Source organism: Salipaludibacillus neizhouensis, from assembly GCF_002886185.1.
Classification (GTDB): domain Bacteria; phylum Bacillota; class Bacilli; order Bacillales; family Salisediminibacteriaceae; genus Salipaludibacillus; species Salipaludibacillus neizhouensis.
The window spans coordinates 1,102,098-1,117,975 of sequence record NZ_KZ614146.1 but is presented as its reverse complement, the minus strand read 5'-3'; the positions used below and the strand labels follow the sequence as shown (position 1 = coordinate 1,117,975).

General features: G+C 38.7%; 13 protein-coding genes, 2 rRNA genes, 1 pseudogene, 1 riboswitch and 1 other annotated feature (1 of these 18 only partly in view). All 16 genes and pseudogenes read right to left on the bottom strand.

Annotated features, from left to right (window positions below):
- Nucleotides 1-90 precede the first annotated feature (90 nt).
- Complete coding sequence (locus CEF18_RS05245) at nucleotides 91-636, bottom strand: hypothetical protein (RefSeq protein WP_110935511.1); 546 nt, start codon at nucleotides 634-636, stop codon at nucleotides 91-93.
- Nucleotides 637-844: 208 nt separating this feature from the next.
- Nucleotides 845-1,144: a TIGR04104 family putative zinc finger protein gene (locus CEF18_RS05240; protein ID WP_110935510.1), complete on the bottom strand. Its 300-nt coding sequence runs from the start codon at nucleotides 1,142-1,144 to the stop codon at nucleotides 845-847.
- Between the two features lie 307 nt (nucleotides 1,145-1,451).
- Nucleotides 1,452-2,288 carry an HAD family hydrolase gene (locus CEF18_RS05235; protein ID WP_110935509.1) on the bottom strand — a complete coding sequence of 279 codons (837 nt, stop codon included), beginning with the start codon at nucleotides 2,286-2,288 and terminating at the stop codon, nucleotides 1,452-1,454.
- 65 nt (nucleotides 2,289-2,353) lie between these two features.
- Nucleotides 2,354-3,598, bottom strand: a complete 1,245-nt coding sequence (tyrS, locus tag CEF18_RS05230; RefSeq protein ID WP_110935508.1) for a tyrosine--tRNA ligase — start codon at nucleotides 3,596-3,598, stop codon at nucleotides 2,354-2,356.
- Between the two features lie 193 nt (nucleotides 3,599-3,791).
- Nucleotides 3,792-4,003 (bottom strand) — a binding site (T-box leader).
- Nucleotides 4,004-4,024: 21 nt separating this feature from the next.
- Nucleotides 4,025-4,468, bottom strand: a complete 444-nt coding sequence (locus CEF18_RS05225) for a MarR family transcriptional regulator (protein WP_110937598.1) — start codon at nucleotides 4,466-4,468, stop codon at nucleotides 4,025-4,027.
- A 244-nt stretch (nucleotides 4,469-4,712) separates the two neighbouring features.
- Nucleotides 4,713-5,288, bottom strand: coding sequence for a DUF368 domain-containing protein (locus CEF18_RS05220; protein WP_110935507.1), 576 nt, complete (start codon nucleotides 5,286-5,288; stop codon nucleotides 4,713-4,715).
- A 404-nt stretch (nucleotides 5,289-5,692) separates the two neighbouring features.
- The gene (msrA, locus tag CEF18_RS05215) at nucleotides 5,693-6,157 is read right to left on the bottom strand and encodes a peptide-methionine (S)-S-oxide reductase MsrA (protein WP_110935506.1); all 465 of its coding nucleotides are present in this window, start codon (nucleotides 6,155-6,157) and stop codon (nucleotides 5,693-5,695) included.
- 93 nt (nucleotides 6,158-6,250) lie between these two features.
- Nucleotides 6,251-6,376: riboswitch (SAM riboswitch) on the bottom strand.
- A 303-nt stretch (nucleotides 6,377-6,679) separates the two neighbouring features.
- A pseudogene (locus CEF18_RS05210) lies at nucleotides 6,680-7,237 on the bottom strand (nitroreductase family protein).
- A gap of 55 nt (nucleotides 7,238-7,292) precedes the next feature.
- A complete protein-coding gene (locus tag CEF18_RS05205) occupies nucleotides 7,293-8,318 on the bottom strand; it encodes a FecCD family ABC transporter permease (protein WP_110935505.1) in 1,026 nt (341 codons plus the stop codon).
- The gene (locus CEF18_RS05200) at nucleotides 8,315-9,325 is read right to left on the bottom strand and encodes a FecCD family ABC transporter permease (RefSeq protein ID WP_407690410.1); all 1,011 of its coding nucleotides are present in this window, start codon (nucleotides 9,323-9,325) and stop codon (nucleotides 8,315-8,317) included. The genes CEF18_RS05205 and CEF18_RS05200 overlap by 4 nt, the downstream gene beginning before the upstream one ends.
- A gap of 134 nt (nucleotides 9,326-9,459) precedes the next feature.
- Nucleotides 9,460-10,461, bottom strand: coding sequence for an ABC transporter substrate-binding protein (locus CEF18_RS05195; RefSeq protein ID WP_110935503.1), 1,002 nt, complete (start codon nucleotides 10,459-10,461; stop codon nucleotides 9,460-9,462).
- Nucleotides 10,462-10,809: 348 nt separating this feature from the next.
- The gene (locus tag CEF18_RS05190) at nucleotides 10,810-11,034 is read right to left on the bottom strand and encodes a hypothetical protein (RefSeq protein WP_110935502.1); all 225 of its coding nucleotides are present in this window, start codon (nucleotides 11,032-11,034) and stop codon (nucleotides 10,810-10,812) included.
- Nucleotides 11,035-11,360: 326 nt separating this feature from the next.
- The gene (locus CEF18_RS05185; protein ID WP_110935501.1) at nucleotides 11,361-11,597 is read right to left on the bottom strand and encodes a hypothetical protein; all 237 of its coding nucleotides are present in this window, start codon (nucleotides 11,595-11,597) and stop codon (nucleotides 11,361-11,363) included.
- Between the two features lie 253 nt (nucleotides 11,598-11,850).
- Nucleotides 11,851-12,840: an acyltransferase family protein gene (locus CEF18_RS05180; protein ID WP_110935500.1), complete on the bottom strand. Its 990-nt coding sequence runs from the start codon at nucleotides 12,838-12,840 to the stop codon at nucleotides 11,851-11,853.
- A gap of 572 nt (nucleotides 12,841-13,412) precedes the next feature.
- Nucleotides 13,413-13,528 (bottom strand): 5S ribosomal RNA (rrf, locus tag CEF18_RS05175).
- Nucleotides 13,529-13,605: 77 nt separating this feature from the next.
- A 23S ribosomal RNA gene (locus CEF18_RS05165) occupies nucleotides 13,606-15,878 on the bottom strand; it runs 238 nt beyond the window's last position.

The window sequence follows — 15,878 nt, the reverse complement described above, 5'->3', positions numbered from 1 at the left end:
AGTATTAACAGCCTCTTTCCTTTCCTCCGCTGCATATGAATATAGCGGAGGGTTACGGTCGTCTATATAAACATAATTATCTCTTTTGGTTCATTTCCATATACTTGCATATTTTTTCTTATATTTACTCTCATCCACTGTTTCAATTACCTGCATAGCTTTTACTTTTATGTCCTCATCTTCTAAGGTATCGTATAAATATCTCATGTTTTGCAGAATATCTGAACGAATTAAAGTATAATTTTTTTCATCTGTTCCATTTTCAAAACGATCAACCATATATTCCATGACCATCTCTTTTTGTGCAGTCCCAGCAAGTCCTACTTTCCAAATAGATTGTAGGCAATGCCTTGCAGTAACAAACTTTTCATCTTTGGTTACTTCCCACAGCCGAGGAAAGTCTTTTATCATTCTCTTCTCTGGATCGCTTATCGCTAGATTGGCCAAATATTGTGCAGCTCTAGAGCGTTGATGGTTGTCTTTATGTGTTAAATCCTCTAGCAATTGCTCCCAAATTTCATAGGCCCAATCTACTTCTTGTTCGGTTGCTTTTAAAATATTGTGGTACGCTTCATAGCGTTCTACTTTATCCTTTGACTTTGATCTTTCGAATTCTTTTTTCATCGTACTATCCACAATGTCTACCTCCCTAACTTCTAAATATTCAAAGTTTTTTATGAACTCACTTAAGAAAAACGGCATAGCCGTCTTTTATTAAATGCAGCGTCAGCTTCAACCGCCGCGAGTAGCACCTACGTAGTCCGTGTAGGTGCTACTCGATAGGAGAATGGGTTTACCTTGATACGCGCGGTGTGAAGGTAGCTGCCAATTATATAAATTCTTATCACTTAAAAAAATGCTGTTGCTCGTTAGTAAATTCATATAGGAAAGGTAAACAAACAATATAAATCATGAGTAAAAGAAAAGCTATAAAAATCATCATCGTCCAGGAAGTATTTAATAGCTTTAAGATAAACGGGATAAACACTAAAGGAACAGCAACGACACTTGACTTGAAAATACTATGAGCAGTAAAGTATTGTTTACTAGAGCAATGAGGGCATTGTTTTCTCCCATCCATAACAATTAGTAATTCGCTCCATTTAAAACCGTAAGAACACGACCAACAGGTTGGTAATTTCATAAGTTCCCCCTTTTTCACTCGACAATCCTATTTTTACCTCTCCACCAATTTTAACATAAATACCCATTTGCCATATTTGTCTAATCATTATGATATACTACTACCTTGGTAATCTCATTCAAACTCCACAAATAAAAAATGCCTCTCAAATTATCTTGCAATTTGAAAGACATTTTAGATCAACCTTTGTTTTCAATAGGTAATCATTTTAAACCCTAATATAAAACTAATCACTTGCCACAATAAATATTTTGAATCACTATTCGTGCACTCCCAAAGGGCTAGAACAGGACTACTCAAATGATTTTTATATCAAACCATATTTTTTAAAACTATTATAAATACCATTCTCATCGTGTGTATCGGTAATATCGTCAGCTACTTTTTTAATGGCATCTTTTGCGTTACCCATGGCAATACCATGTTGAACAAATTCAAGCATTTCTAAATCATTCAAACCATCTCCGTATGCAAAGGTATCTATTTTATCCATTGTTAAATGCTGTAGCAACTTTGCAATGGCTGTTGCTTTATGGATCCCAGGAACAGATAATTCCCCACTATTATTGCCGAATGAAGGCACTGTACTAGGAATTACATTGAATGTTGAGGCAAATTCTTGAGTTATTCTCTCAAGAGGTAAATTTGAACCTAAAAAGGATATCTTATTAATGTCCTCTCTTACTAAATCTTCTCCCTCAATTAAACAATCATGAAATGGCTGCAATCCCTTTTCAATTTCCTCTTTATCTTCAGGTTTTTCAGCTAATAAGTTTTGTATAAGGCTACCGATACGTTTTTTGCAATGTTTACTCGCAAATAAACCTCCATTTGATTCTAAATAAAAATCTATCTCGTGTTCGGTAAAAAATTGTACGAGGTGTTCGACATCCTCTTTTTTCACTTGTTCGTGTAATATAATTTCACTGCCTACTTCGATATATCCCCCAGCTGCGCCAATAATACCATCAAATCCAGCTTCTAGTATTTCGGGAAATAGCTCAGCTTTTGACCGACCTGTACATATAAAAACAAGGTGACCGTTATCCCTAGCTTTTCGGATCGCAAGCTTTGCTGATTCTGGAATCACACCATGATCATTAACGAGCGTCCCATCAACATCTATGAAAATAACTTTTTGCATATTTACACCTGCTATCTCTTTTATATTTCATAAAATTAATCGAGGGATGATAACCCCTCGTGGATTTAGAGCTTTATTTTTACGAATTTACGTTTACCTACCTGAACAATTAAATCTTCAATCATTGTAAGCTGTATTTTAGTATCTTCTATCGTTTTTCCATTAAGTTTGACACCCCTATTATCAATCATTTTGCGGGCCTCACTTTTAGAACTTAACAACTGCAACTCAACAAGAAGATCTAAGATAGGCATTTCATTATTTCCATTCCATTCAACTACTGGAATGTCGTCAGGTAACGATCTTTGTTGAAAAACAGAGATAAAATGCTGTTCTGCCTTTTCAGCTTCTTCTTCTCCGTGGTACATACGCACGATGGTCTTTCCTAATAACATTTTTGCATCCCTTGGATGTAATTTACCTGATTCTAACTCAGCTTTTATTTCGTTTACCTGTTCAGGTGAAAAATCTGTTACTAGTTCAAAGTATTTACCTATTAATACATCGGGGATAGACATTGTCTTCCCGTACATCTCTTGAGCCTTTTCATCAATACCAATGTAGTTTTTCTTTGATTTAGACATTTTTTCTACACCGTCAAGGCCTTCTAATAATGGCATTAACATCGCCACTTGTTTATTTTTACCGTATTTCTCTTGGAAATGTCTTCCCATAAGAATGTTAAAATGCTGGTCCGTTCCTCCAAGCTCAATATCACATTCTAATTCCACGGAATCATAGCCTTGCATTAACGGGTAGAAGAATTCATGCAGTGATATGGGTTTTCCAAGAGCCATGCGTTCTTCAAAATCATCCCTTTCCATCAGCCTTGCAACGGTAATTTTCCCAGCCAGCTGGTTCACATCTTCAAAATTTAATTTAGAAAGCCACTTAGAATTAAAATGAAGCTCTACTTTTTCCATATCAACAATCTTGCCAAATTGTTCGAAGTACGTCTTTGCATTATGCTTTACTTCCTCATCTGTTAATTGTTTTCTAGCAACAGACTTCCCTGTTGGATCTCCAATCTTTCCTGTAAAATCACCAATCAGCAATTGAATGATGTGTCCGTTATCTTGAAACTGTCTAAGCTTATTTAAAACTACTGTATGACCTAAATGGACATCTGGAGCTGATGGATCTAATCCTAATTTTATTTTAAGTGGCTGATTCTTGATTACGGAATGTGCCACCTTCACCTCTAACTCCTCTGTAGGAATAATCTCTTTTACACCTTGCTTGTAAAACGTCATTTGCCTTTTTACTTCCGCTGTTTGTTCAACATTCAGTTGTTCCATTACATTTTCCATCTACATAACCTCCTAAGAAAAACGCGTAGCGTCTTTTATTAAATACAGCATATCTTTCGCCACCCCCGAGTAGCACCTACGAAGTGCGTGTAGGTGCTACTCGAAAGGAGGTGGGTTTCCCTTGACACGCGTGGCGTAAAGATAGCTGTCAACTTATACTTTCTTATCTGTAAATTAAAAACCACACCCTTCATAAAGGGACGTGATTTTATCACGCGGTTCCACCCTTCTTAAAGAATCTGGTCTTCCACTCACGATTAACGGCTCGTCCGTTCTTTGCAATTGAAGTTTTACAAAGAAAGCTCTAGGAATGTAATTCGTATTACCTTTGCATCGATTCACACCAACCATCGACTCTCTGAAACAGGGAGGTAAGCCCTACTATTTTCCTATCATCACTTTTTACACTATTCATTTGTATCAAAACTAAAACTGATTTTTCCTGATAACTTTCCTTAGCAATTCAGTGACACTTTTCTGTTCATTTACAGTTAAACCAGAGACAATTTCAACTTCCCTTTTATGAAATTCAGGGTATAATTCTTCCATTACTTGTATCCCTTTAGCTGTAATCATTACATAGGTAATTCTTCTGTCTCTCGTATCCGTTTTTCGATAACAAAGTTCTTTTTTTTCTAATGTTTTTGTTATATTACTTATTGTGGCTTTTGATACCGCCGCAGATTCTGCTAACTTTTTTGTTTCTATTGCCTTCCAAATAGACAAATCATAAAGTATCGAAAAAGATGTCCACGATAGTCCGTATTTCGATAATACTTCGCGTTCCATTTTATTTCTTAACCCTTGTGCAACCCGGTATATGTTCGTAACGACGGAAACAGCATCCAAATCAAGTGAACCCAACGGCATTTTAGATAAGCGGTTGATCGTGTCCTTCTCTTCTTCCAGCAACTCTCCCAGATCATTAAATGAATGTATCGTGATCCACCACCTTTTGAATTTTCATAATCGTTAGCTATGAAACGATAATACTAAAAAAATCACTTGATTGCAAGAAATAATCAATAATTCGCTATATTGTTTTTTACAATATGTTAACATCCTTTATATATAGACAATTAGAAAAAGACCAAGTCAAATATAAATTGGTCATCTAACTAATGTATAATGAAATAACAGCGGCGGTAGCTATTTCATAAATACCTAATATAGTTAACATTAAAGCTCCACTTATACCAGGTAGTACAAGTGCTGTACTTGCAATAAAACCCGCGGACACAAGGAATAAATAATTACCTAATGAAAGGTTAGACATTTCCAAAGTGTTCGATCCGCCTAACAGCTGACCTAAAACAACCAGGCATACAAATAGAGTAATAATGAGGTAGTGTTTCATCGTCAAATTTGTTTTAGCATGATTATTAGCTTCTTTCCATAGAAAAGGTATAAAAGCAACAATGATTCCAACAAAAAACATGAGCGTAGGTGTCCGGTAAGTATGTAATAAATAGTTTATAATGTTTATAGATAAAGCAAAACCGATGACCATCCCCAAACCAAAGGTTATTAAAAAGGGCATTGCCTCTTTTCTTTCATGGCTAGTTAAAATACTGAGAGAATAGATGAGCTTTTCATAAATACCTAAAATCATTGCAATTGTACTGCCGCTCACACCAGGAACAGTTTCGGTAATTCCTATAGCCATTCCTCGAAATATATTTTTGATCATACGATATCAACACCCCTCAAAAATCGCAACACAAAGGTTAAGCAAGGAGAGCTCTAAATTATTTTAGTATTATATAATCCTAGCTATCTTCTTCCGCATCATCCATTGAAATTTCTCTTAATAACAATCGTTTAGTCTCTAATGTAGGAACCATCTTTTCCCTCCCACTTCAAAATGAAGTATTACCTCTTAACTGCAATGGATTCTTCTAAAAGTAGCTATCCTGAAAAACTCACTTTGTTAATTTTAACATAAAATCCCAATTACAGACCATAAAAATAGGACCCATTCAATTCAGGGTATTCTTTGCACATCTTCATCTATTGCTTTAGTATCCAGTGAATATTCGTACATAGAAAAAAGGAGAACAAGCTCAACTGACTCATTCCCCCTTTTGAATCTCTTTATATCCCACAAGCAACCACATTATTTTTTTGAAAATATTTTTGATGATACTCTTCTGCTGGATAAAACGGTTGTAAAGGACTAAGTTCAGTGACAATCTCTTTACTGCCCACGTCATTTAACTCGGCTTTTTTAGTGCTCGCAATTTCTAATTGCTGCCGGTTTTGAAAGAAAATCACGGAACGATATTGAGTGCCAATATCTATCCCTTGACGGTTACGGGTTGTCGGATTATGACATTCAAAAAACTTACTCACTAGCTCTTCATAAGATATTTTCCATGGATTATATAATACTTCAATTACCTCTGCATGACCAGTTGTGCCTGTTTTCACTTCTTCATAAGATGGATTCTCCACATGACCACCGGAATAGCCTACTTTTGTTGCTTCCACTCCGCGAATACTTTCAAAAAATGCTTCGACACCCCAAAAACAACCTGCTCCAAATACTACTTTTTCCATTCTAATTCGCCCCTTTTTGAGCGATAAATCTTCTCTCCATAAGAAAAACCTCTCTAAGTTTAAGAGAGGTTCTCGTATATGTATATACGATTACTCTCATCTTCCAAGGATCATTGTTAACGATCCTTGCAGGAATTGGCACCGTTTAAATCAATCGATCATTGATTTAATGGTTGCTGGGTATCAAAGGGCCTGTCCCTCCACCACTCTGGATAAGAAGTCTATCACTATATTTTTTTAATTAAATATCAGTGTAAATCATTTATGACTATTTATCAAGGGAAACATGGGGGACGGTTCTGTGCTTCCTTTTCATTTGCAGGGTTACACGTATGTTCCGGTCCGCGAGCCTCTATTCGACGAAAACAACAATCTCTAAAAAACCGATAATTTTATAAACGCTTATCTTGTGAAAGCATCCTGCTTTATTGCAGAAATGCCACCACGAGCTTATGTTTTTTTATCCTTAATACCAGAATTCCACTGAACCTACACATCAAATTGTTTTCCTGAACACCTACTCTACTTGCCTTTGAAAACAGTAAATTTTTCTTCTATTGATGTCCGTGGCTTTGATGTTGGTATACTCTCAAAATAACCTAAATGTAAAAACCCAACAATTTTCTCGCCTGGTTGTACATCTAAAAGTTGATATACTTTCGGATCGTATATATGTGGGTTTGTTTTCCAGACAACACCAAGCTCTTGTTCCCAAGCAAGCAATTGAAAGTTTTGAATTAAAGAGCTTACCGCGCCAAAGTTCTCCTCCCATTGCTTTTGTTGTCACTCTTCTTTCATGACAATAATAAGAAAAGCCGCTGGTTGACTCAAATAGTTTCTCCTATTTTCTTTCAGTTCTTCTGGTAAAGTATCAACTATTTCTTCAATAAACTTACTCTTTTTATCAGTTGGTACAAATATAAATCGCCAAGGTTCCCGTAGTCCATGGTTAGGTGCCCATACAGCATCTTTTAATAAATTCATTACTAACTCTTGTGAAACTTCTTTGTCTACATAACCACTCTTAATTGATCTCCGTTCGCGTATAACCTTTGCTATTGCAGATATCCTTTTCTCCATGCTTATCTCCCTCTCTAGCAAAATTTTAAACCACATCTAATGTCGTTCCATATCGTTATAAATTCTTACTTTCTTTACGCAAAAGATATAAAAAATAAGGTGCCCCTATTACTGCTACAACGATTCCAACAGGAATTTCCTTTGGTGGTATTAATCCGCGTCCAATAGAGTCGGCCACCACTACTAACAAAGAACCTGTCATTGCTGACATAGGAATCAAAAGTTTATGTTTAGCACCTACTAACTTTCTTGCCACATGAGGAGCGATTAACCCAACAAAACCAATGGAACCAATAGCTGCCACGCATGCAGCAGCTAGCGCAACCGCAATGAACAATAAAAGCAACCGAACACGCACTACCCCTAAACCTAGCCCTATTGCTACATCATCACCAAAATTTAAAATATCAAGTTTGGTCGCTAAAATCATCGACAAGGGTAGCAAAATGATAATCCAAGGGAAAACGCCATAAATCTGTTCCCACCTACTAGACCATAGACTACCAGTTAGCCAAATGAGAGCAGCATTTATTTCTAGAGGGAACTTAATCATAAAGTACTGAATCCCAGCATTACATAAAGCCCCAAGAGCAACTCCTCCCAGTGCTAACGTGGTCGGCTGCATCCCTTGTTTATAAACTAAGAGATAAAGGATAAGTGCAATGATCAGTGCTCCAGAAAATGCAGCAAGCGGTAAAACAAAAGTAGGTGAATTCGGAAAAAGGATGATGACCACAACCGCAGCCAGCCCAGCCCCTTTTGTAATGCCGATGACGTCAGGTGATGCCAAAGGATTTCGAATAATACCTTGTAAAATCGTACCCGACACAGATAAGCCTGCCCCAACAAGAAGCGCTAAGACGATTCTAGGAATTCGATACTTTTCAACGAGAATTGTATCCATCTCTGTCCCTGTTCCCACTAACACAGCTAAAACATCTAAAGGATGAATAAAAACAGCACCTATCCCAGTGCTTATGATAGAAAATATAATAATTGCTACAGGCAAGATAATAAACAGCCATTTAGGCGTTATACGTTTTATTCTAGTAATATCCTTGTTCACTTCGTCTTTTATCATGATAAATTCCTCCCTCTTTTTATTAAGTAAAAAAAGAAAGGGGCACCTACTAGTGCTGTCACAATTCCAACGGGTGATTCATATGGAAACGATATAAAACGTGCAACAATATCCGCATAAATAAGGAGTATAGCTCCAAATAACGCGGAAAAAGGCAAAATCCATCGATAATCTATACCTACAAGATTCCTTGTAATATGGGGTACAATTAATCCTACAAAACCAATAGGACCCGCAATGGAAACAGAAGACCCTGCTAAAATAACAACGAGTAACCCTGAAAGCACGCGTATCCAACCAGTATTTTGTCCCAAACTACTCGCAACATCATCTCCAAGATTCAATACATTAATAGAACTAGCTAATAAAAAAGATCCGATTATCCCTAGAAGAACCCAAGGGGAAATGATTCTTACATCCTGCCAGCTTGTACTATCTACTGAACCCGCTAACCAAAAAAGAATTCCTTCTGTCGTATCCTCGTTAAATATAATGAGTCCCTCGGTTATTGCCGATAGAAAAAAGTGAATAGAGATTCCAGCTAAGGCTAATTTGACAGGTGTCATTCCCTCCCCGGAAGAACCTAAGTAATAAACTAACATTCCTCCTAAAGCTGCTCCTAAAAAAGCAAAATAAACCATCGAATATGGTGAAATTCCTGTCAAGAAAATGGAAGAGGCCACAACTACAAAAGAAGCTCCTGCATTAATTCCAAAAATTTGTGGAGACGCAAGGGGATTCCGGGTGATTGCTTGCATGATCGCGCCCGCTATAGCTAAACTTGCTCCAATAAGACATGCAATAATAGCTCTTGGTAAACGAATAGTTTGCGCAATTAAATGCTCTTTTGTTAGCTCACCAATAAAAAAAGATTCGATCAAATGAGTAAAACGTACATCTGCCATACCAATGGATGTACTAATCAAAATTCCAACGACTAGGATGAAGATCCCTATAACAAAAAGTGGTAAAAAACGAAATAATTCATTCCTGGAACTTTTCGTGATGGATTGATGGTTTTTTGCTGAAATAGTCATATATAGGCACATCCTTTGTTGAAACAATTGATGAAATTCACTCGTTCATCATTGAAATAAAAAAAGCGGTAAGATCGGCTTATCCGCTTTTTTTGGATTATTATTTAGTTCTCATATAACAGGTCAATAGTATCTTGAACGATTAATTCAGCAGCTATTAATCCTCGGAAACGTGACCATTCGTTCTGATCGACTTTATAGACCTGATCATTTTTCACAGCACTGATCTCTTCCCATAATGGGTTTTCTTCCCATTCTGAGATAATTGTTTCTTCATCCCCTGTCATAAGAAAAATAATATCAGGGTTATGCTCCACCAGTGTTTCTAAATCAATCTTATTTGTTGCATCTTCCACTCCCTCACCTTGAATCGCATTCTTTAATCCTAATGTTTCAAGTAAAGACCCCGTATATGATGTAGATGAATGGGCGTGAAATCCTGTATCTGTAACTACAGCCGGTAAGAATGTGCGGCTTTCATCAGAAGGAACTTTAGACTTCAGTTCAGCTAACAATTCGTTGTGATCAGTCGTACGCTCGTCAGCTAGTTCTGTTGCTCCTAAGGCTTCCGCTATGATGGGAAACGACTCAACGTTTTCTTCATAATTAGCACTTAAACTAGATAATACAATTGTAGGTGCGATTTCACTTAATTCTTCGTACGAATCTTTATGACGATTTAAATCAGCGATAATTAAGTCCGGTTGTAAACTGGCAATAACTTCTAAACTAGGCTCTTTTCTAGCACCAACCGAAGTGTAGTCGCTGATCTTTTCAGCAATAGGCCCGATTATCCGTTCTTCATCACCATCATCAGCAATTCCAATTGGAGAAATTCCTAAAGATGCTAATGCATCTACAAATGAAAATTCGAGTACGACAACATTAGTTGGTGTTCCTGTAATAGTCGTGTCACCCATTTCGTGAGTAATAACCCTCGATTCTACATCTTCTTCATCAACCTCTTCATTGCTGTTTTCAACTTGAATTGATTCTTCCTCCGCTTGTGCTTGGTCATTTGCTGCTTCATTATTAGATCCACAACCAGACAAAATACTTAACAACATAATGATAATAACACTAAAAAATGATGCTCTTCTTTCCATGATTAATTCCCCTCTCTTATGTATACCTAGCAATGATAACCATCCAAAAATGAACCCGGATTGATAATGATTATCATTCACAATAAATCTAATAGTACTATTGAACCCTTATTGTGTCAATGCAATATATGCGGAAACATAGAGACGGTTCTGTGCTAAAAACAAAAATTATAGTAATCTTTTATAGAGAAAAAATTGAAGCTATTTTCGGAATCAAACCAGGAATTGCAGAATTAAATACGAGACTGCGATAGATGTTTTCAATTAATCGAGAATCCCTATAATCTATCAACAATAAGAGGCCCGGACAATAACTGTCCTGACCTCTTAAATATTGTTCTCCAATAACTAGAAGTGTTTCTTGTGTCTTTTCGGTTTATCTTCTTCATCTAATAGACCGTCAACAAGGTCTTTGATTAAACAACGACGAACAGCATCGCAAAGATCTTCTCCATCAATGGTTGCACGTACAGGTACTTTGAAATCTTCATCTAAAAGATCTGCTAAACGTCTTAACTTTTTATCAGAAATACCTGCTACATCGTTATCATCTCTTCTTCTATAATCTCCCATTGATCTCACACCCCCTTATTGTTTGATACTGCATACTATGTCTGATAGAAAAGGAGGGAAGGGCAATTGTAATTACTATCAAAAAAATGTGCTAAACTTTAGACGATTCGCTAATTCGACAATGCTGGTTGTTATTTATATATATTGAAGTACACTAATTAAGGTTTAACTTTATCTAAATGGCGGAATTTAAGCTATTTACGAAATAGTACCAAAAACTGCATACTCAAATACGAGACAGATAAACAAGCAAGAAACGTTTTCGATTTATAGACAAACCCAATAAGAGGACAAGGCAATAATTGCCCTGTCCTCACATCTAAAAACTAGCCGTGTTTCTTACGTTTATCATCGTCTTTTTCATCCATAGCCCCTGCAAGAAGGTCCTTTAATAGACAACGACGGACTGCATTGCAAAAATCTTTACCGTCAATAAAAGCATTGACTCTGACTTTGAACTCTTCCTCAAAAACACCAGCTAAATCTTCTAAATCTCTAGCATTTGATTCAGAGTCTTTAAAGTAACTTTGGTTTCCATTATCGTCAAATTCTCTTCTTATCATTTTATCTCCTCCTTTCGTTTTCTTCATTCAATCTATTCATATTTAATCAAACAGTATAGTTATTTCCCACGATTTAAGGAAACATGGGGACGGTTCTGTGCTTCATTACCATTGTCTAGGGGACGCGCGTACTCATCATACACATATATAAAACGCAAAAAAACTCTTCCCGAAACGAAAGAGTCCTTTTACTTTTGAAAAGCTAGCATGATGTTCATTATATGACATCCATCACGGAAACCATTAAGCACTTTTATACAGAAGATGTTTTATGTTTCCTTTTTAAGAATTTCACTTCGATTAAACCACTTGTTATTTTTCTCACCACTTTACTTTGCGTAAACCATACAATCATAAATGGAATAATAAACAAGAAGACATACATCGATTCTTGGATTACAAGCTCTTTTATAGGGGATTCCACGATTAGTTTTATAAAAAATAAATGCAATAAGTAAATATACATCGTGTATTTACCAATTTCTGATGCTCTTAATGTTCTTTGAGGGATTAAAAGCACGACTGAAAATGAAACGACGAACATTGTCATATACGTGATCATTCTATACAACCAGGCTAAATTAATGTCACCATTTAACATAAACTCATAACTTCTTTTTCCCATCAACCATTGTCCGTGATCTATCAAGTTATATTGATATATAAAAAATAGTAAGCTAGTTAAACAAATAACACTTATCACTTTAAAGATATTTTTTTTGAAAGCCAGAATATGATCCATCTTTGCATAATATCCTAGGATAAAGAATGGAAAGAAAAAGAATGTTCGTGACATGCTTAACACTTCGTTTATTTCATTCACATATCCGGCAAATACCCCTATTACAACAGAGAGAATCAAACCGTATTTAAACCTACTGAACACAATTAACAATAGGTTCCAGAAGAATAAACTAATTAAAAACCATAACGCCCACCTAGGAATTAAAAAATTATAAGCTAAGCCATCTCCATACAAATTGTAATACGTCGTATAAATATATTGAAATATTAAGTACGGAATTAATAGCTTAATAGCCAATTTTCCGATATAGTCTTTTCTAGCAAAGTTTTTCGAGAAGTACCCTGCCACAAAAACAAAAAGTGGCATATGGAATATATTTATAAAAAAATACAAACTATCTATGAATTCACTTCTACCTAAAAACTGTCCCATTAAATGACCCGTAACCACTAAAAAAATCAAAAACACTTTTAAATTATCAAAATATGAAATACGCATGTGTCACTTTCCTTCTTTATGTCAAAATCAAAACAATTACTTTCCTCAATCTACTTAAAATCTCCTCGCACGTCAAGCTTTTTTAACTGGAAACATGAGGTTGTTTCACTGTATCATTTCATTTCAAGGATGGATAGTTTATTATTTACTAGAATCCTGGAAAGTTTTCTTATCTATCAAGCAATTGCTTTTAAGAACTGTTTAAGTAGGTGCACTTTGTTCTGCTATCATGAGGCTGCTTAGTATAAATATTATAGCTATAGTAACCTTCCAATGAAAAACCGGTATTGAATGTCTCTAAATTACTTGGTTAACTACTCTCAGCCTGAAACATTTGCACCCACTGACGGAAAACGCCAAGCATATCTACTATCTTCACTTCTTCGTTGCTTTGAATGTCACTAAATAGTAGAAGCACCTTTCAAAGTATCTTATTCTCGCTCATGCCTCTTGTTTCTTCCCGCGACGTTTGTAGGTGCTACTAGCGTAGCACCTACCCTCAAGATTATAGACCGATAACCCTTTAAAACCACAAAAAAGACACTCTCCAAAGAGAATGTCTTTTCCTAATTGCCCAGCGGCGTCCTACTTTCACAGGGGGAAACCCCCAACTATCATCGGCGCTGGAGAGCTTAACTTCCGTGTTCGGCATGGGAACGGGTGTGACCTCTCCGCGATCGTCACTGGACATAGTGAGTGGTCGTTGACCTCTCAAAACTGGATAACGTGATGGACTGAAAAGAATCGTTGCTTAGAGTAAAACATTTGGTTAAGTCCTCGATCGATTAGTATCTCTCAGCTCCGCATGTCGCCATGCTTCCACACGAGACCTATCTACCTCATCTTCTCTGAGGGATCTTACTCACTTACGTGATGGGAAATCTCATCTCGAGGGGGGCTTCATGCTTAGATGCTTTCAGCACTTATCCCTTCCACACGTAGCTACCCAGCGATGCTCCTGGCGGAACAACTGGTACACCAGCGGTGTGTCCATCCCGGTCCTCTCGTACTAAGGACAGCTCCTCTCAAATTTCCTGCGCCCGCGACGGATAGGGACCGAACTGTCTCACGACGTTCTGAACCCAGCTCGCGTGCCGCTTTAATGGGCGAACAGCCCAACCCTTGGGACCTACTTCAGCCCCAGGATGCGACGAGCCGACATCGAGGTGCCAAACCTCCCCGTCGATGTGGACTCTTGGGGGAGATTAGCCTGTTATCCCCAGGGTAGCTTTTATCCGTTGAGCGACGGCCCTTCCATACGGTGCCGCCGGATCACTAAGCCCGACTTTCGTCCCTGCTCGACCTGTATGTCTCGCAGTCAAGCTCCCTTATGCCTTTGCACTCTACGAATGATTTCCAACCATTCTGAGGGAACCTTTGGGCGCCTCCGTTACTCTTTAGGAGGCGACCGCCCCAGTCAAACTGCCCACCTGACACTGTTCCTGAACCGGATCACGGTCCGAGGTTAGAATGTCAAAACAGCCAGGGTAGTATCCCACCAATGCCTCCACCGAAGCTAGCGCTCCGGTTTCCAAGGCTCCTACCTATCCTGTACAAGCTGTTCCAACATCCAATATCAAGCTACAGTAAAGCTCCATGGGGTCTTTCCGTCCTGTCGCGGGTAACCAGCATCTTCACTGGTAATATAATTTCACCGGGTCTCTCGTTGAGACAGTGCCCAAATCGTTGCACCTTTCGTGCGGGTCGGAACTTACCCGACAAGGAATTTCGCTACCTTAGGACCGTTATAGTTACGGCCGCCGTTTACTGGGGCTTCAATTCAGAGCTTCTCCCTTACGGGATAACCCCTCCTCTTAACCTTCCAGCACCGGGCAGGTGTCAGCCCCTATACATCGCCTTGCGGCTTGGCAGAGACCTGTGTTTTTGATAAACAGTCGTTTGGGCCTATTCACTGCGGCTCTCTCGGGCTTGCACCCTAATAGAGCACTCCTTCTCCCGAAGTTACGGAGTCATTTTGCCGAGTTCCTTAACGAGAGTTCTCCCGCGCGTCTTAGAATTCTCATCCCGCCTACCTGTGTCGGTTTGCGGTACGGGCACCAGCTTCCTCGCTAGAGGCTTTTCTTGGCAGTGTAGGATTGGGAACTTCGGTACTAAATTTCCCTCGCGATCACAACTCAGCCTTCACGACAAGCGGATTTACCTACTTGTCAGCCTAATTGCTTCGACGCACACAACCAACGGTGCGCTTACCCTACCTTACTGCGTCCCCCCATTACTCAAACGGAAACGTGGTGGTACAGGAATTTCAACCTGTTTTCCATCGCCTACGCCTTTCGGCCTCGGCTTAGGTCCCGACTTACCCTGAGCGGACGAGCCTTCCTCAGGAAACCTTAGGCTTTCGACGGAGGGGATTCTCACCCCTCTTTTCGCTACTCATACCGGCATTCTCACTTCCAAGCGCTCCACATGTCCTTCCGGTCATGCTTCGACGCCCTTGGAACGCTCCCCTACCACAGGACACCCGAAGGTGTCTGTCCATAGCTTCGGTGATACGTTTAGCCCCGGTACATTTTCGGCGCAGAGTCACTCGACCAGTGAGCTATTACGCACTCTTTCAATGATGGCTGCTTCTAAGCCAACATCCTGGTTGTCTAAGCAACTCCACATCCTTTTCCACTTAACGTATACTTTGGGACCTTAGCTGATGGTCTGGGCTGTTTCCCTCTTGACTACGGATCTTAGCACTCGCAGTCTGACTCCCGAGGATAAGTTTTTGGCATTCGGAGTTTGACTGAATTCGGTAATCCTGTGGGGACCCCTCGTCCAATCAGTGCTCTACCTCCAAAACTCTTCCCTCGAGGCTAGCCCTAAAGCTATTTCGGGGAGAACCAGCTATTTCCGAGTTCGATTGGCATTTCACCCCTACCCACACCTCATCCCCGCACTTTTCAACGTGCGTGGGTTCGGGCCTCCATCCAGTGTTACCTGGACTTCACCCTGGACATGGGTAGATCACCCGGTTTCGGGTCTACAACCACATACTCATTCGCCCTATTCAGACTCGCTTTCGCTGCGGC